Below are 17,750 nucleotides of genomic sequence, written 5' to 3' on the forward strand. Positions count from 1 at the left end.
GACCCCATGGCCACTCCCAGCGCTAGCTCTTATAACGCAGACGCCATCGAAGTCCTCTCGGGCCTCGACCCGGTGCGTAAACGCCCCGGCATGTACACCGACACCAGTCGGCCGAACCACCTCGCCCAGGAAGTCATCGACAACAGCGTCGACGAAGCCTTGGCCGGGCACGCGACCTCGGTGCAGGTCATCCTGCACGCCGATCACTCCCTGGAAGTCAGCGATGACGGCCGTGGCATGCCGGTGGATATCCACGCCGAAGAAGGCGTGTCGGGCGTCGAGCTGATCCTCACCAAGCTCCATGCGGGCGGCAAGTTTTCCAACAAGAACTACCAGTTCTCCGGCGGTCTGCACGGGGTGGGTATTTCCGTGGTCAACGCCTTGTCGAACGAAGTCCGGGTGCGCGTCAAGCGTGACGGCAACGAATACCAGATGACTTTCGCCGACGGTTACAAGAAAACCGAGCTGGAAATCATTGGTACCGTCGGCAAGCGCAACACGGGTACCAGCGTGTTCTTCGCGCCGGACCCGAAATACTTCGACTCGCCGAAATTCTCCATCAGCCGCCTCAAGCACGTACTCAAGGCCAAGGCCGTTCTGTGCCCGGGGCTGCTGGTCAGTTTTGAAGACAAGGCCACCGGCGAGAAAGTCGAATGGCATTACGAAGACGGCCTGCGCTCCTACCTGGTCGACGCGGTCAACGGATTCGAACGCCTGCCGGACGAGCCGTTCTGCGGCAGCCTGGCCGGTAACAAAGAAGCGGTTGATTGGGCCCTGCTGTGGTTGCCGGAAGGTGGCGACAGCGTTCAGGAAAGCTACGTCAACCTGATCCCGACGGCGCAGGGTGGTACCCACGTCAACGGTCTGCGTCAGGGCTTGCTCGATGCAATGCGCGAATTCTGCGAATTCCGCAGCCTGCTGCCACGCGGCGTGAAGCTGGCGCCGGAAGACGTCTGGGAACGCATCGCTTTCGTGCTGTCGATGAAGATGCAAGAGCCGCAGTTCTCCGGCCAGACCAAAGAGCGCCTGTCGTCCCGTGAAGCGGCCGCGTTCGTTTCCGGTGTGGTCAAGGATGCCTTCAGCCTGTGGCTCAACGCCAACCCGGAAACCGGCATGTTGCTGGCGGAACTGGCGATCAACAATGCCGGCCGTCGTCTGAAGGCCAGCAAGAAGGTCGAGCGCAAGCGCATCACGGCGGGGCCGGCATTGCCGGGCAAACTCGCCGACTGCGCCGGGCAGGACCCGATGCGCTCCGAGCTGTTTCTGGTGGAAGGTGATTCCGCCGGCGGTTCGGCCAAGCAGGCGCGAGACAAAGAATTTCAAGCGATCCTGCCATTGCGCGGCAAGATTCTGAACACCTGGGAAGTCGACGGCAGCGAAGTGCTGGCCAGCCAGGAAGTGCACAACATCGCCGTGGCCATCGGTGTCGATCCAGGCTCGGCGGACATCGCTCAGCTGCGTTACGGCAAAATCTGCATCCTCGCCGACGCCGACTCCGACGGTCTGCACATCGCCACGTTGCTGTGCGCGTTGTTCGTCCAGCATTTCCGCCCGTTGGTGGATGCCGGTCACGTCTACGTCGCGATGCCGCCGCTGTACCGTATCGACCTGGGCAAAGAGATTTACTACGCCCTGGACGAAGCCGAGCGCGATGGCATCCTCGATCGTCTGGTGGCCGAGAAGAAGCGCGGCAAGCCGCAGGTCACACGATTCAAAGGTCTGGGTGAAATGAACCCGCCGCAGCTGCGCGAAACCACCATGGACCCGAACACTCGGCGTCTGGTGCAGCTGACGCTGGACGATTTCGAGGCGACCTCGGAAATGATGGACATGCTGCTGGCGAAGAAACGCGCCGGTGACCGCAAATCCTGGCTGGAATCCAAAGGCAACCTGGCCGAGGTTCTTGGCTGATGCGGGTTGGCTTTGCCCTGGCGTGTGCGTTACTTCTGACCTCGGTTTCGGTGTTTGCCGAACCGGTGCCGGAACTGCGCCTGTTGTCCGAGCATCCGGTTGACGGTATGCACGGCGGCAACCTGTCCGGGCTGGCCCAGTGTGGCAAGGATATGTGGACGGTGTCGGATCGCGACGACAATCAGATTTACCGTCTCGATACCCGCGACAAGGTATGGCAAGCCGAAACCGTGGGCATCGGCGTACCACCGGTGCCAGACAGCGGTTTGCCCTGGGGCTTGCGTGCGCGGACCTGGGTGGCGTCGTTTGTCCGTGGCGGGGATCTGGATTTTGAAGGGATCACCTGCGACAGCGCCGGTAATCGCTACATCGTCAGCGAATCCCACGCCGCGATTCTGCAAGTGCCACCCGTTGGGCCATCGTCCTGGCTGAAGATCTCGCCGATTCTGATTCGAGAAGCCCGGGCCAGCGGCATGCTGCTGCACTTCAATGCGTTGTTCGAGGGCCTGGCGATCAATCCGGCGGGCGATCAGTTATGGCTCGCCGCCGAGCGTCAAAGCCGTGGATTGTTGCTGATCAAGCGCAAACAAACGGTCTGGGATTGCGATGGTGGCTGTGTGTTGCTGAGCGAAGCCGGGAAAGAAATGCAGCCGGCGCAGTTTCCCCGAGCCAAAGCAGTGTCCCGAGACTTTGCCGACCTGTCGCTGTTCAACGGCAAGCTATTTACCCTTGAGCGCAACGCTTACCAGATCTGCCGCCGTGATTCGGTGACGGCCAAGGTCGAGCGCTGCTGGTCGTTTGCCGATGAAGCCTTGCAGGCGCATCGCCGATATTCAAATCCTTACGGCCTGACCGAAGCGTTGATTGTTGACGCCGAGGGCGCGTGGATTGGCACCGACAACAACAACGATGCCCGCGCCGATGGCGAGGAACGTCCGATCGTCTGGCGCTTTGCCGCACCTGAAGGTGGCTGGAGTGCCAAGTCATGAGTCAGCAGCCGCCGGGCAAACGCGCCGGTCGAGTGTTGATGGTGCTGGCCTGGTGCGCGGCGCTGTTTCTGGCGACGCGGTTTTTCGGCCAATGGGAAGCGCGTCAGCAGAATCCCAACACCGTCGTCAGCTCTGAGCAGGGCGAAGGTTTTATCGAAGTGAAACTGGCCAGCAACACCCAGGGTCACTTCGTCGCCAGCGGCCAGATCAACGGTCAGCCGGTGGATTTCATGCTCGATACCGGGGCGACCGACGTGTCGATCCCGGCGGAAATGGCCGAACGGCTAAAACTGGAAAAAGGCTTTGGGGTGACCCTGAGCACAGCCAACGGTCGCACCCAGGGTTACCGAACCCGCATCGACCGGCTGCAACTGGGCGACATTGTGCTGCGTGATGTGCGCGCCCTCGTCGTGCCAGGCCTGGATGGCAAGCAAGTGCTGCTCGGTATGAGCGCGCTGAACAAACTTGAATTTACCCAGCGCGGTGGCACCATGCTGCTGCGCCAGACAACGAACCGATGAGGCCCGCATGAGCGACTCCCTTGATCTCAGCCTGGACGGTGTAGAACGCCGGTCACTGGCTGACTTCACCGAAAATGCCTACCTCAACTACTCCATGTACGTGATCATGGACCGTGCCTTGCCGCATATCGGCGACGGCCTGAAACCGGTACAGCGGCGCATCATCTACGCGATGAGCGAGTTGGGGCTGGACGCCGATTCCAAGCACAAGAAGTCGGCGCGTACCGTCGGTGACGTGCTCGGTAAATTCCACCCGCACGGCGACTCGGCCTGCTACGAAGCCATGGTCCTGATGGCCCAGCCGTTCAGCTACCGCTACACGCTGGTCGACGGCCAGGGTAACTGGGGTGCGCCGGATGATCCCAAGTCCTTCGCCGCTATGCGTTACACCGAAGCGCGGCTGTCGCGTTATTCCGAAGTGCTGCTCAGCGAGCTGGGCCAGGGCACCGCAGACTGGGGCCCGAACTTCGACGGCACGCTCGACGAGCCGCTGGTGTTGCCGGCGCGTTTGCCGAACATCCTGCTCAACGGCACCACCGGCATCGCCGTGGGCATGGCCACCGACGTACCGCCGCACAACCTGCGCGAAGTCGCTACGGCGTGCGTGCGTTTGCTCGATGAGCCGAAAGCCACGGTAGAGCAGCTCTGCGAACACATTCAGGGTCCGGACTACCCGACCGAAGCGGAAATCATCACGCCGCGCGCCGACCTGCTGAAAATCTACGAAACCGGCAAGGGCTCGGTGCGTATGCGCGCCGTCTACCACATCGAAGACGGCGACATCATTGTCACCGCGCTGCCGCATCAGGTGTCTGGCGCCAAGGTGCTGGAACAGATCGCGGCCATGATGCAGGCCAAGCCGTCGAAAGCCCCGCAGATCGCTGACCTGCGGGACGAATCCGATCACGAAAACCCGTGCCGGATCGTGATTATTCCGGGCGCACGCAAAAACTTTGACCATGACGCGCTGATGCAGCACCTGTTCGCCAGCACCGAGCTGGAGTCGAGCTACCGGGTCAACATCAACATCATCGGCCTCGACGGCAAGCCGCAGCTGAAAAACCTGCGCGCATTGCTGGTCGAGTGGCTGGAGTTCCGGGTGCAGACCGTGCGTCGTCGACTGCAATTCCGCCTCGACAAGGTCGAGCGTCGCCTGCACCTGTTGGACGGTTTGTTGATTGCCTACCTCAACCTGGATGAAGTGATTCACATCATCCGCACCGAGGAGCACCCGAAAGCTGCGCTGATCGAGCGTTTCGCCCTGAGCGAAATCCAGGCCGACTACATCCTCGACACCCGTTTGCGTCAATTGGCGCGACTGGAAGAGATGAAGCTGCGTGCCGAGCAGGATGAGCTGCTCAAGGAACAGGCCAAGCTGCAAGCCCTGCTGGGCAGCGAAGCCAAGCTGAAAAAACTGGTCCGTACCGAACTGATCAAGGACGCCGAAACTTACGGCGACGACCGTCGCTCGCCAATCGTCGAGCGCACAGAAGCCAAAGCATTGACCGAGCACGATCTGCTGCCGAACGAGAAAGTAACCGTCGTTCTGTCGGAAAAAGGCTGGGTTCGTTCTGCCAAGGGTCACGAAATCGACGCCACCGGGCTTTCCTACAAGGCCGGGGATGGTTTCAAGGCCTTGGCGCCCGGACGCTCCAACCAGTTTGCGGTGTTTATCGATTCCACCGGTCGCAGCTATTCGGTGGCCGCGCACACGCTGCCATCGGCTCGAGGCCAGGGCGAACCGCTGACCGGTCGTCTGACGCCGCCACCAGGGGCGACGTTTGAATGCGTGCTGATGCCGGAAGACGATTCGCTGTACGTGATCGCGTCCGACGCCGGTTACGGTTTCGTGGTCAAGGGTGAAGACCTGCAAGCCAAGAACAAGGCGGGCAAGGCGCTGTTGAGCCTGCCGAACAACGCCAAGGTGATTCTGCCGCGCCCGGTAGCTGATCGTGAGCAAAACTGGCTGGCCTCGGTGACCACCGAAGGTCGCCTGCTGATCTTCAAAATCAGCGATCTGCCACAATTAGGTAAGGGCAAAGGCAACAAGATCATCGGGATCTCCGGTGAGCGTGTGGCCAGTCGCGAAGAATATGTCACGGACATCGCCGTATTGCCGGATGGCGCCACGTTGGTGTTGCAGGCCGGAAAACGTACCTTGTCACTGAAAGCTGACGACCTCGAACACTACAAAGGTGAGCGTGGACGTCGTGGTAACAAACTGCCACGTGGCTTTCAGAGGGTAGATGCGCTGCTCGTCGAAAACCTCAATTAAGCGTCCTAGAGCGCTCGATCTACGATTTAACGCGTAGATCGACGCTTTGGCGCTGGAGTCGGAACGCATATTCACGGATGATATGGCCTTTCAAGCGCCGGCGTGGCCGAGCGTTCTTCATATTTATTGAGTATTTTCACTGTGGTTAGCCTTGTGGCAACCACCTGGATGGGACGATGACTGCTCTGCGCCTTCCTTTTATTTTGATGCTCGCTGGCGTTCTTGGCCTGGCGGGTTGCAGCGTTCACCAACCGGTGTCGCTGTATCAGCTGGACAGCGGAAGTCCGGCTCAGCCTGCGCAAAGCGCGGGCATGGCTGTATTGCTGGGTCCGGTAACGGTCGCCGATTATCTGCAACGCGAAACGTTGTTGCAGCGACAGCCGGATGGCAGCCTGCAAGCTTCGGCTGATGGTCGTTGGGCGGGTAGCCTGTCGTCGGATATCGATCAGCTGCTGCTGCGTCAGGTCGCCGGTCATCTGGACAGCCAGCGCGTGGTGCTGGCGCCAGCGACATTGGGCTTCACGCCGGATGTGCAGGTTCTTCTGACGATTACTCGCCTGGACTCGGGTGAGGCGCAACCGGCGATCCTTGATGCGCAATGGCGTCTGATCGACCGTCGTGGCCAGGTTCGTGATAACCGCATCATTCATCTGCAGGAACAGCATGCAGGCGGTACGGCGGCTCAGGTTCAGGCTCAGGGTGTATTGCTGCAGCGTCTGGCCGAGCAACTGTCGACGGCGCTGAAGCCGCTGGCCAATCAGCCACCGATTGCCGAAGCGCCAAAAAAACCGGCTGCGAAGCCTGTGGCGCCTGCAGCCGAGCAAGAGAAACAGCCGAAGATCCCGATGGCTTCGCCGATCCGGACCGATATGGAAGTGTTCAGGTTCTAAGCCTGGATTGATCCAAGAACAAAGCCCGCCTAGTGCGGGCTTTGTTGTTTCTGCAGTTTAGAGATCTCTGCTGTCTGTCCTGGCCTCATCGCGAGCAAGCTCGCTCCCACATTGGATCTGCGTCGTTCACAAATCCCCTGTGGGAGCGAGCTTGCTCGCGATGAGGCCCGTCCAGGCAACAAAAAGCCCGCAGACGAGTGATCATCTGCGGGCTTCGTTATTGCGGGGCTAAGATCTACGCCCGACGCTCATGCATCCGCGCCAGTTGCCGCTCGAGCATCGACGGATAAGGCTCCATCAGTCGCTCTACGCAACAAGCGCCTTCCGGGCTTGCGATCGGTCGGATTCGTGCGCGCTGGCGGATCAGCGCGTCGTCACCGATTTTGCGCTCCACCAGCAACAGGTTGCGGCTGTGTTGCGACAGGGCCAGCGCATCCTGAGCGGTTTCGGTCAGCAGCAGATCAATCTGGCTCAGACCGAACAGCTCGTCACCCAGGGTCAGGCCCAATTGCAATTGCAGGGTGATGCCGCTGTCGGCAACTTCGATCTGCAACTGATGGCCCAGAGCCCGCAACAACTCACCGCAGCAGATGGCGTTGGTCAGGTAGTCGTCGCCGCTGTCTTCGGTGTGGAACAGCATTAGCGTGCTGCCATCGTTCAGGGTGTGCAGCTCGCTCTGGTAGAGCGAGGCGGCCTGATCGAGGCAGTCGCGATAGCGTTTGAGCAGTTCTTCCAGACGTGTGCGGGGCAAACGACGCAGTTGATCCTGAGCGCCCAGTTGCACGGCCAGCACCGCGCTGTGCTGCGGCACGTTCGATATTTGCGGTTTGGCTACCGGTTTCGGCGCGGTCGAAGCTGATTCATCACGCAGGTCGGCAAATGCATCGTCGTCATCATCGTCTTCAACGGTGCTGACAATGCGCCGTGGCGCAGGTTTGAGGCCGGCCACAGGCTTGGTTTCATCAAAACTCGGGTCACGCAAGTTGCGCACTTCGAAGGTTGGCTCGTTATCGTCCGCGTCTTCGTAGTCGCTTTCGTCGTATTCAGGCTCGGGAGCGGGTTCCGGCTCGGCGGGCTCTGGCGCGAAGTCGGCGTGCAGCTGACGAGCCAGATCGCCGATCTCATCCTGACGCTCGGTGGCCGGGGTGTATTCGTCGATATGGCGCAGCCACACCCGCAATTGCAGCAACGGCGTGGAGATGTGCCGACCCAGGCGCAGGCTCAAGGCCAGGGACAGCGCCAGCAGAATCGCGCTCAAAATGCCCATGCTTTGCAGGCTGATGGTCATCGGCTGCTGGAACTGATCCATGTCCAGGCTGATGCGCAGTTGCCCGGCGGTCACATCCTGGAAAGTGATCTTGCTCTGGTACATACCTTCGGCTTCGCCCAGCAGGCTATGCTTGGGGCGCTGACCGGCTTCGGCGAGGATGCGGTTATCCACGCTGTAGATGGCAGCGTGAGCCACCAGCTTGTTTTTGGTCAGGTTGTTGAGCAGCACATTGAGGCTGAGGATGTCGTTGGACACCAACAGCTCCGTGGCGGACGTGGCAGTCTGGGTGGTCAGGCTTTCGCCCAAGGCATCTGCCTGCTCGTGCATGGCCTGCTTGAACTGCAAACCCATCACACAGGCATAGATCACCAGGGCCAGAGCGACCAGGATCACGTTATGGCTGGCGATGCGCAATGCAATCGGTACACGGCGGTGGCGCAGTGCACGGAAGATCAGCAGAAAGAAGTTATCGGTTTTTACTGGCGTGGGCCGGTTCACTTGAGCTCGGCTCTTTTGTCCGTGAAGTTGACGCGCAGTATAGCGACAGGCCCTAGACCGTCAAAGCGCTCACGGTGCCCGATGGTCACTGAAAGTGGGTAGAATGCGGTTTTTTTCCACCTGCGGGGGTGCGCCTTGCGCGAAATCGTCCTGATAAACATCACGGGAGTCGACCGTCCGGGTCTGACTGCGGCCATTACCGGCGTTCTGGCCCAAGGTGGTGTGAACATTCTCGACATTGGTCAGGCGGTGATCCACGACACCTTGTCGTTCGGCATCCTGGTTGAAATTCCTGACACCGAGCAAGGCAAGTCGGTGCTCAAGGACATCCTGTTCACGGCTTACAAACTCGATCAGCAGGTGCGTTTCACGCCGGTGTCCGAAGAGGATTACCAGCAGTGGGTTGGCAATCAGGGCAAGAAACGCCACATCGTGACCCTGTTGACCCGCAAAGTGACCGCCGGGCAATTGCAGGCCGTGAGTTCGATCACCGCCAAATATGGCCTGAACATCGACCACATCGATCGTCTGTCCGGGCGCATGCCGCTGGACACCCCGGCCGATCAGGGCAAGGGCTGCATCGAGTTTTCCGTTCGTGGTGAAGCGGCTGATCCGCAAGCGCTGCGGGCCGAATTCCTCAGCGTCGCGCAGGAACTGAACGTCGACATCGCCTTCCAGGAAGATTCGCTGTTCCGTCGTAACCGCCGTCTGGCGGTGTTCGACATGGACTCGACGCTGATCGAAGCCGAAGTGATCGACGAACTGGCCAAGGCTGCCGGTGTGGGCGATCAGGTGTCTGCAATCACCGAGCGGGCGATGGCCGGTGAATTGGACTTCCGCGCCAGCTTCAAGGAGCGCCTGGCCTTGTTGAAAGGGCTGGACGTCAGCGTACTGGACTCTATCGGTGCTTCCCTGCGCCTGACCGAAGGTGCCGAAACACTGTTCGCCGAACTCAAGCGCCTAGGCTACAAAACCGCGATCCTGTCGGGCGGCTTTACCTACTTCGCCAAGCAATTGCAGGCCAAGTTGGGTATCGACTATGTGTTCGCCAATGAGCTGGAAGTGGTCGACGGCAAGGTCACCGGCGTGGCCGTCGAGCCGATTGTTGATGCGCAACGCAAGGCCGATCTGCTGAAAGAGCTGGCGCACAAGGAAGGTTTGCGTCTGGAGCAGACCATTGCGGTCGGCGACGGTGCCAACGATTTGCCAATGCTGGCGATTGCCGGGTTGGGCGTGGCGTTCCGTGCCAAGCCGCTGGTGAAACAGTCGGCGAAGCAGGCGATTTCCACCTTGGGGCTGGATGGCGTGCTGTATTTGCTGGGCTTCAGGGATCGCGACGGGCAGCTCTGAGTTCTTTATTGCCTGATCTGGCGCCATCGCGAGCAAGCTCGCTCCCACAGGTGATCTCTGTTCGACGCAGATCCAATGTGGGAGCGAGCTTGGTCCGGGCGGCGTTCCGACGATGGGCGCGCTGCGGTTTCACAGACTCACAACGACTTCCACAACGAATCAAAATCCTCCTCAGCGCCGCTCACCGCGGCGTTGTCGTTTCTGGCGGCTTCCAGTGGACGGTAGGCGAACTGATTAAAGCTGTTGGTGCTCGCCACCCGCCGCTCCAGCCCGACCCGGCGTTCCTCGCCGTGGGTATTGATCATGACCTTGTTGCCCTCCTGAAAGGGCAGGCGTGGCGCGAGCAGGGTGGCCGGCACGTCGATGGCGCTGATTTGCGGAAGCAACAGACCGCGAAGGTATTGGCTGTGGTCATCACGGGTGCGCACCAGTTGCAAGCCGCAAGGCTCGGCGAAGGGTGCAACCTGCTCGACGCCCATCTGCGTGCCACCGCCGCGCACTTGGCGGATCCAGCGCACCACCGCGATGCTCCAGCCCTGACCGGCAGAATCCTCGATGCCGACCATCTCACCCGCCTGCAACTCGGCCGGCACAGAAGCGGGCCAGGCCAGGCAGTAACCGCCGGGGCTGTGATTGATCACTGAAAGGACATGGGTCGGGAAGTGCTGATTGCGATCGGATGCTTCGTGGCTGTCGTCATTCTGAAGCTGCGGGTATTCGATCTCTTCGTAGGGCAATAGAGCGTCTGCATTGCCTTGGGGAGCGGCGTCGAAGGCCTGGTGCCATTGGTCCTTTTCCCGGCCGGTCACTGACGTTACCGAAAATTGTGCAGGCCGGGCGCCGTGGTTTTTCAGGATGTCGCTGAATGAGCGTTGCCCACCCAGATAAAAGTGCAGCGCGCTCATGCCTATGCACAGGGTCAACGTGCCTTGGCCGACGGTGCGCTGGAAACTGCGCTCGGCACTCTGGCCCCAGGCGGCATGAAGGTGTTGCAATGTATCCAGGCTCAACCCTGCCGGCACGGACAGCGGTGATGAACTGTCGTTTTTTTGCAAATGAGCTTCAATCGCCGCGACCAACGGCTGCGGATCAATCCCCAATAAGCTCTCTTGCTGCTCGGCCCGGAACTTGGTGCGGTAACGCGGTCCAGTGTCGAGGTCTGGCGCTACGGCAAACAGCCCGGTGGCCGGTTTGCCGGGTTGCAGCTTGATCCATTGGCTCCAGGGGTCCAGCACCTCGGCCACCCGGGCAATCTGGTGCTGGCGCAGTTGGTTGCAGCGTGAGGCGCCCAACAGCAGGGCGACTACGTAAGTCTGTTCGATGCTCAGGGTTTGCGTCTGGCTGGCCAGCTCATCGCGCAGGCTCGTGTGCTGGAGCCGGTGCGCGCAGGCGATCCGATAGAGCTGATGCAGCTCCAGCCACAGGCCTTCCGGCACCGGACAATAGAGTTTGGTCGCGCGAATCAGCGGCCCGTTCAGGCAATGGATCGCCCGTTGCAGCGCCTGGGTCAGCAGCGGCGCACGGTCCTTGCTGAACTTCGGTGTGATGCGCACGACGATCTGTTTATAACCAATGGCCAAGTGACTTTGCAGCGCCTGACAGAGGTTGGCGATCTTGCGCGAACGCTCGTCGAGGGCAATCGACTGATGCAGGAAATGCTGCTCAAGGTGTTTGCAGACGTAATACACCTCGGGCCGCAGCAGTTCGAGCAATTGCAGGCGATTGTCGCTGGGCGTGAGCAGCTGGTTGAGTTCGCTCAAGCCTTGATACAGCTGGCGAGCGGTTTCGCCAATGTTGGCTTTGGGCAGATTGGCGATCCAGCGCTTGAGATCACGCGGGGTGGCTTCACAGAACGACAGGTGCGCCTGCATCGGGATGGGCGCGCGTAGCAACAGGTGGGGACTGGTCTCATTCATGCCGTGGAAAAACTCCAACCGGGAAATGGGCAGTGAATGGCCTGACTGTAGCAGCTATGGATTTCTACCGTTTGTCCGTCAGTCGAGTGCCATCCGGGTGTACTACTAATCTGACAGTCGTGCGACTGGATACGCACAGTCGTATGGCCTGCTGCCTACGCAGGGCAGGTCTCTTTGTAACTTCAAGGAGATGAAGTTTATGTCTAGATATGTAGTGGCAAATCAATGGGGCGGTAGTTCGGCACCCTGGCATCCGGGCGGAGACTGGACGCTAGGCGCGCGGGACAACCAGAACGTTGTCGCGATCGAGATCAAATCGGGCGATGGCGGGAAGAGTTTCACCGGCACCATGACGTATGCGGGTGAAGGTCCCATTGGCTTCAAGGCTCAGCGCACGGGCCAGAACCAGTACAACGTTGAAAATCAGTGGGGCGGCAACGATGCCCCGTGGCATCCGGGTGGCAAATGGGTCATCGGAGGTCGGGATAATCAGAACGTTGTGGCGTTGAGCGTGACCTCCAGCGATGGAGGGAAAAACCTCAGTGGCACCAATACCTACGCCAACGAAGGGCCTATCGGCTTCCGTGGACAGATAGAGTAACGGCACCACCGAGTGGCATCCGCCCCTTCGAAGACGTTCGAAAGGGCGGATCAGTGGTTAATGCCAGTCAAAAGAATTTGAATGCCGCAACCCAATGTGGGAGCGAGCAAGCTCGCTCCCACAGGTTCTGTGCCTCAGCTGAAGTGATCAGGCTTTTGCCAAGCCCATGCCTTGGCCCATCTGCACCGGCGAACCGGCCGTCAGCTCTTCAGTCCACTTCACTTGATCAGGCCCGAACAGCACGACAGCGGTCGAGCCCAGTTTGAACCGACCCAGTTCTGCACCTTTCTCCAAATGGATCGGCGCGCGGGCAGCTTCGTCGTAGCGGAAGGTTTTCAGCTCGCGTTTTGGCGGCGTGACCAACCCGGCCCAAACGGTTTCGATCGACGCAACGATCATCGCGCCCACCAACACCACGGCCATCGGCCCGCGCTCGGTGTCGAAAATGCACGCCACACGCTCGTTGCGGGCGAACAGTTCCGGAACGTTTTCGGCGGTGGTCTGGTTGACCGAGAAGATCCGGCCCGGGATGTAGACCATCTCGCGCAAGGTGCCGGCCAGCGGCATGTGCACGCGGTGGTAGTCCTTCGGCGACAGATAAATAGTCGCGAATTCACCGCCCATGAACGGCGCTGCGTTGGCAGCGTCGCCGCCCAGCAATTCCAGCACGCTGAAGCTGTGGCCCTTGGCCTGGAACACACGACCGTGTTCGATCGGGCCGAGTTGGCTGACCGCGCCGTCGGCCGGGCTGAGAATCGCGCCTGGCGTCTGGTCCAGCGGGCGAGCGCCGTCCTTCAAGGCGCGCGTGAAGAACGCATTGAAGTGCTCGTAGGCAGTCAGGTCTTCGACTAGTGCCTGAGACATGTCCACCTGATAACGCTTGGCGAACCAGGCGGTGAAGGCGTTCTTGAACCAGCGCACGCGGCATTCGGCAATGCAGCCGGCCAGTCGCGACAGCAGGTGATGGGGCAGCAGGTATTGGCTGAGGATAAACAAACGCTTATTCATTAACTGTCCTTAAAAACCTTAAATCTCTACGGGCGTATCGGGGTGGTTGCCCCATTCGCCCCAGGAACCGGCGTAGCCTTTGACCCGCGGATAACCGAGGGATTTGGCCACCAGATAGGTGAAGCCAGAACGATGGTGGGTCTGGCAGTGGGTAATCACTTCTTTGTCTTTGCTGATCCCGAGTTTTTCCAGGATCTGCGGCATGTCGGTGCGGATGCGCAGGTTGCGCGTCTGATCCATGCCCGCGGTCCATTCGAAATTGACCGCGCCGGGAATGTGCCCGGCCTTGGCCGCCAGGACTTTCTCGCCGGAGTACTCCAACGGCCCGCGTGCGTCCCAGATCGCCAAGTCGGCGGCACCGAGTCGGCTTTGCAGGTACTCGCGGGTGGCAGTGGGTTCGTCGTGCAGAGTCAACGCAACCGGGCCGCCGACCGCTGCCGGGATCTGGATCGACATAGGCAAGCCTTCTGCCAGCCAGGCCTTCAGGCCGCCGTCGACATAGTGGTACTTGCTGTGACCGATGACATCCAGCAGCCAGATAAAGCGACCGGCCCAACCGCCGCCTTCGTCGTCATAGACCGCGTAGACCGCATCGGGGTTGTGTCCCAGCTCGCCGAACAACGCTTCGAGCGCCGCTTGCGGCGGCATCAGTCCCGGCGCAGGTGCGTGACCGAGTTGCGTGCGTTTCGGATCGACAAAACGCGCACCGGGGATATGCCCTTCGGCATAGCGAGCGCTGCTGGTCAGGTCTACCAGAATCAGTTCGCGGGCGTCGAGACGAGGGAGCAAGTCGCTCGGCTCGATGACCAGCGGCAAGCCAGAGAAGTCAGACATGTGAGGTCTCCAGAACACAAAGGGGAGGATTGTATAGCAGCGTCATTGGCCGCGGTGACTAAAGCTGTGCAGTGCCTTTTCGATGCACTGCGCGGTTTTGCCGAAGGCTTGCACGGTGATTTCAGAGAACGGCCCGCCGCCCTGATCCGCCACCACAATCATGATCACCCGACCATTATTGACCAGTGAGCGCAACAGCAGGTGTTCGCCGCCGAACTGTGAGCGCAGGCTGGCCGGCAACAGCGCAGAAAATTGCGCATTGTTGTCCGGTGTCAGTCGCACTTGGGCCTGTTGCGAGAGCAGGCGTTGCAGCACGGTGCTCTGGCTGACGGCGAAGTTCAGACCGGCTACTTCTTTTGGCAGCCCGGCCGTCTGGTGTACTCGCAGATTGTCATGGGTGCGGTCGGCCATCAGGATCATCACCCGACGCATGCCGCACGCGACCAACGCGTCCCGGGCAGACGTGGTCAAGTGCATGGCATTGGTGAAGCGACTGGGCTCGACCAGCAACTCGGCACACTGTCTGCGCCATTTCGCCAGGTCTTCGGCAGTCGGTGCCGGGGCTGGCAGCAATCCAGCGTGAACGCGGTTCATGCCCCACGGCCAGATCAGTGAAACGGCCGGATGCCAAAGGTCTGGCATGGCGTGATGGCGGGCGCTGTTGGCGGCCTGTTGGTGCAACTGCTGCTGCACTTCGTCCATCGGCATTTGCAGGTAAAGGCTGGTCAGGTACTGCCAGCGTTCACTGTGCGGACTGTCCCAGGCTTGTTGTGCCGACAGCGCCAGACCGTTGGCCAGCAGCACCGTATTGGCCGGTTGATTGAGCCAGCGGCGCAGGGTCGGATCGTCATCGAGGCGGTTCTGCTGGCGCAATGGATGATCGCTGTCGCGCGCGATGCGCAGCACTTTCACCAGCTCACGTTGCTCGTTGAGCAGCAGCCGATAACCCTGGTGCACCCAGTTCGGCAGGCGCCAGATGTCCACGAGCGCCAGGCAGATATCCAGCAGGCGCGCGCCGAACAATTGCATTTCAACTTTGCGCGCCGACTCACCTTTATGCATGACCCGCAGCTCCCATTCTTCGAGCAGCTGCGGATGGGTCAGCGCCATCGGCCAGAGCGGCGAGAGAAACAGCAGGCTGCCCCAGTGGATGTCCTGCCACAGCCGCGCCAGGCGACTGGCGAAAAAGCCGTTGGCCTGTTGGGTCGCATGCTGGCTGATCAGCTGCAGCTGACGCAGGGCGATCGGGATCTCCGATTGCGGCTGGGCAGGCAACCGGGCGAGCAGTTCTTCGGTGCGCTTCAAACCGAGGCGATTGATCGCCACCTCAAGGTTTTCCGCAGGCTCGGTCATGCTGCCATGGGTGTGGCGATTGGCTTCGCGAATCACGCTCAAGGCCAGCGCCGGGCTGTCCTGTATCAGTTCGGCAATATCGCGCAGGGAGCTGCGGCTGTTGGCGATGGCTTTGCAGACACGGTCATGACTGGCTTGCGGAACCGGCAGGCGCACGCCATCGAGAAGCTTGACCCAGCCTTCGAGAGTGGTTGGTTTTGGAGTTGGAACGTTCGTTTCGTTAGCCATGGTTGGACGCGATCATCGTCTGCATTACCTATGCCCGGAGCGGGCCAAATTGGCTTTTCGCCTGAACTGGCTATAGTCTGGCGCAGTTTTGCCGATAAGTAGAAGAAGAGATTTTTTAACTTCCGAATATGACCTTGAACCCGACTCAGTAAGTGCTCTCCTACCTATGGCTAAATTAATCGGCATCATCGTCGTATTCGCGAGCGTGCTCGGCGGATACGTGCTCTCCCACGGCAAAATTGCCGCCCTGATTCAGCCCTTCGAGGTGATGATTATTGGTGGTGCGGCACTCGGTGCATTTCTGCAGGCCAACCCCGGTTACATGACCATGCACGTGCTCAAGAAATCCTTGGGCATGTTCAGTTCGCGTTTCAACCACACGTTCTATCTGGAAGTGCTGGGCCTGATCTACGAGATCCTCAACAAGAGCCGCCGCGAAGGCATGATGGCGATCGAAGGCGACATTGAAGATGCCGCCGCGAGCCCGATCTTCGCCAAGTACCCGGCCGTGCTCAAAGATGAACGCATGACCGCGTTCATCTGCGATTACCTGCGCATCATGTCCTCCGGCAACATGGCTCCCCATGAGCTTGAAGGCCTGTTCGACATGGAGCTCTACAGCCTCAAGGAAGACCTCGAGCATCCGTCCCACGCGGTGAACGGTATTGCCGACGCCATGCCTGGTTTCGGTATCGTCGCGGCGGTACTCGGTATCGTGGTGACCATGGCTTCCCTGGGTGAAGGCGATCAGAAATCCATCGGCCTGCACGTCGGCGCGGCACTCGTCGGTACCTTCTTCGGTATTCTCGCGGCGTACGGTTTCTTCGGTCCGCTGGCTCATTCGCTGGCCCACGATGCCAAGGAAGAACTGAACGTCTACGAAGCCATCAAGGCCTCGCTGGTCGCTTCCGCTTCCGGCATGCCGCCGTCCCTGGCAGTAGAGTTCGGTCGCAAGGTTCTGTACCCGGCGCACCGTCCCAGCTTCGCTGAGCTGGAACAAGCGGTTCGCGGTCGCTAAGTCATGGAAAATAACCAGCCGATAATCATCAAGCGCGTCAAGCGCATCGCCGGCGGGCATCACGGGGGCGCCTGGAAAATCGCCTTCGCGGACTTCGCGACGGCGATGATGGCGTTCTTCCTGGTGCTGTGGCTGCTGTCCACCGCAACACCTGAACAGAAGATCGCCATCGCCGGTTACTTCAAGGACCCGGTCGGCTTTTCCGAAAGCGGTACGCCGTACATCATCGACCTGGGCGGCTCGCCGACCCTGGCGCCGGAGAACACCCTCAACCCCGAGGTGAAATCTCAGCCGCAGCCGGACAAGGTGACCATCGACACCGAACAGGTTGAAGGCATGGCCGAGCAGGTCGAGAAGGAGCGTCTCGAGCTGTTGCTGCAAGAACTGCAGACCAAGGTCGAAGAGAACCCGCAGCTGAAGAAATTCAAAGACCAGATCAGTTTCGAAATCACGCCGGACGGTTTGCGCATCCAGATCGTGGACGCCGAAAACCGGCCGATGTTCGACTCCGGCAGTGCACGTCTGAAGCCGTACTTCGAAGACATCCTGCTGGCCATGGCCGACACCATTAAAGCGGTGCCGAACAAGATCAGTATCAGCGGCCACACCGATGCCAAGCCGTACACGGGCACCGGTGACTTCGGTAACTGGGAGCTCTCGGCCAACCGTGCCAACGCAGCACGTCGCGCGCTGGTCGCCGGCAGCTATCCGGATGCACAGGTGGCGCGCGTCGTCGGTTATGCCTCGTCGGCGTTGTTCGATCGCGAGCACCCGTTCAATCCGATCAATCGCCGTATCGACATCGTGGTGCTGACCAAGAAAGCCCAGCGTGCCATCGAAGGTTCGCAAGGTGCGGAACCGGCTCCAGAACCAACGCCGACGCAAGGGCAGGGTGGACCGGGTGAAGTGCCTGCGACGCCAGTCGATCCGAATGCGTTGCCGGCGGACAAAGAACCGTTGCCTGCGCATGAGCTTCGCGAGCGCTTGAATCTGTTTGATAACCCGGCACCGAAACCGGGTGAGCCACCCAAGCAGTGACCACAAAAAAGCCGCGATGATCGCGGCTTTTTTGTCTCTGCGGGACGCTA

The 17,750-nt window shown here is 60.4% G+C and carries 14 protein-coding genes; 9 read left to right on the plus strand and 5 right to left on the minus strand.

Annotated elements, in window-relative coordinates:
• The first annotated feature begins 6 nt into the window (after positions 1–6).
• The 5 genes from parE (at position 7) to ACA079_RS02405 (ending at position 6,586) form a co-directional block, all read left to right on the plus strand.
• On the plus strand, positions 7–1,911 hold the full coding sequence (gene parE / locus ACA079_RS02385) for a DNA topoisomerase IV subunit B (protein ID WP_046045699.1): 1,905 nt from the start codon (positions 7–9) through the stop codon (positions 1,909–1,911).
• Positions 1,911–2,900: an esterase-like activity of phytase family protein gene (locus tag ACA079_RS02390; RefSeq protein ID WP_497702450.1), complete on the plus strand. Its 990-nt coding sequence runs from the start codon at positions 1,911–1,913 to the stop codon at positions 2,898–2,900. The genes parE and ACA079_RS02390 overlap by 1 nt, the downstream gene beginning before the upstream one ends.
• Complete coding sequence (locus tag ACA079_RS02395) at positions 2,897–3,421, plus strand: retropepsin-like aspartic protease family protein (RefSeq protein ID WP_033055504.1); 525 nt, start codon at positions 2,897–2,899, stop codon at positions 3,419–3,421. Before ACA079_RS02390 ends, ACA079_RS02395 begins: the two co-directional genes overlap by 4 nt.
• Positions 3,422–3,428: 7 nt before the next feature.
• Positions 3,429–5,696, plus strand: coding sequence for a DNA topoisomerase IV subunit A (gene parC, locus ACA079_RS02400; RefSeq protein ID WP_056746404.1), 2,268 nt, complete (start codon positions 3,429–3,431; stop codon positions 5,694–5,696).
• 176 nt (positions 5,697–5,872) lie between these two features.
• Entirely contained in the window at positions 5,873–6,586 is a 714-nt protein-coding gene (locus ACA079_RS02405) for a PqiC family protein (protein ID WP_497702451.1), read from the plus strand.
• Positions 6,587–6,821: 235 nt separating this feature from the next.
• Here the strand turns inward: ACA079_RS02405 and ACA079_RS02410 are convergent, their stop codons facing one another.
• The gene (locus ACA079_RS02410) at positions 6,822–8,354 is read right to left on the minus strand and encodes an AhpA/YtjB family protein (RefSeq protein WP_497270220.1); all 1,533 of its coding nucleotides are present in this window, start codon (positions 8,352–8,354) and stop codon (positions 6,822–6,824) included.
• 135 nt (positions 8,355–8,489) lie between these two features.
• Here ACA079_RS02410 and serB point away from each other — a divergent pair, with 135 nt between their 5' ends.
• Positions 8,490–9,704 (plus strand): phosphoserine phosphatase SerB, encoded by a 1,215-nt coding sequence (serB, locus tag ACA079_RS02415; protein ID WP_008153333.1) that lies wholly within the window; start codon positions 8,490–8,492, stop codon positions 9,702–9,704.
• Positions 9,705–9,841: 137 nt separating this feature from the next.
• Here serB and ACA079_RS02420 read toward each other — a convergent pair whose 3' ends face one another.
• Complete coding sequence (locus ACA079_RS02420) at positions 9,842–11,620, minus strand: cyclic-di-GMP receptor FimW-related protein (protein ID WP_497702452.1); 1,779 nt, start codon at positions 11,618–11,620, stop codon at positions 9,842–9,844.
• Positions 11,621–11,819: 199 nt separating this feature from the next.
• Between ACA079_RS02420 and ACA079_RS02425 the strand changes: the two genes are divergently transcribed.
• Complete coding sequence (locus ACA079_RS02425; RefSeq protein WP_042932429.1) at positions 11,820–12,221, plus strand: lectin OAA family protein; 402 nt, start codon at positions 11,820–11,822, stop codon at positions 12,219–12,221.
• Positions 12,222–12,368: 147 nt separating this feature from the next.
• Here the strand turns inward: ACA079_RS02425 and asd are convergent, their stop codons facing one another.
• From asd to ACA079_RS02440, 3 genes are read right to left on the minus strand one after another with little or no spacing between them, the layout of a single operon-like run.
• Positions 12,369–13,229 (minus strand): archaetidylserine decarboxylase, encoded by an 861-nt coding sequence (gene asd, locus ACA079_RS02430; protein WP_497702453.1) that lies wholly within the window; start codon positions 13,227–13,229, stop codon positions 12,369–12,371.
• An 18-nt stretch (positions 13,230–13,247) separates the two neighbouring features.
• Positions 13,248–14,063 (minus strand): rhodanese-like domain-containing protein, encoded by an 816-nt coding sequence (locus tag ACA079_RS02435; RefSeq protein WP_497702454.1) that lies wholly within the window; start codon positions 14,061–14,063, stop codon positions 13,248–13,250.
• Between the two features lie 42 nt (positions 14,064–14,105).
• Positions 14,106–15,644 (minus strand): HDOD domain-containing protein, encoded by a 1,539-nt coding sequence (locus tag ACA079_RS02440; RefSeq protein WP_497702455.1) that lies wholly within the window; start codon positions 15,642–15,644, stop codon positions 14,106–14,108.
• A gap of 166 nt (positions 15,645–15,810) precedes the next feature.
• Between ACA079_RS02440 and motA the strand changes: the two genes are divergently transcribed.
• The gene (gene motA / locus ACA079_RS02445) at positions 15,811–16,662 is read left to right on the plus strand and encodes a flagellar motor stator protein MotA (RefSeq protein ID WP_123369056.1); all 852 of its coding nucleotides are present in this window, start codon (positions 15,811–15,813) and stop codon (positions 16,660–16,662) included.
• A gap of 3 nt (positions 16,663–16,665) precedes the next feature.
• Complete coding sequence (gene motB / locus ACA079_RS02450; protein ID WP_497702456.1) at positions 16,666–17,700, plus strand: flagellar motor protein MotB; 1,035 nt, start codon at positions 16,666–16,668, stop codon at positions 17,698–17,700.
• The last annotated feature ends 50 nt before the right edge of the window (positions 17,701–17,750 follow it).

It is taken from the genome of Pseudomonas sp. LBUM1645 (genome assembly GCF_059716185.1).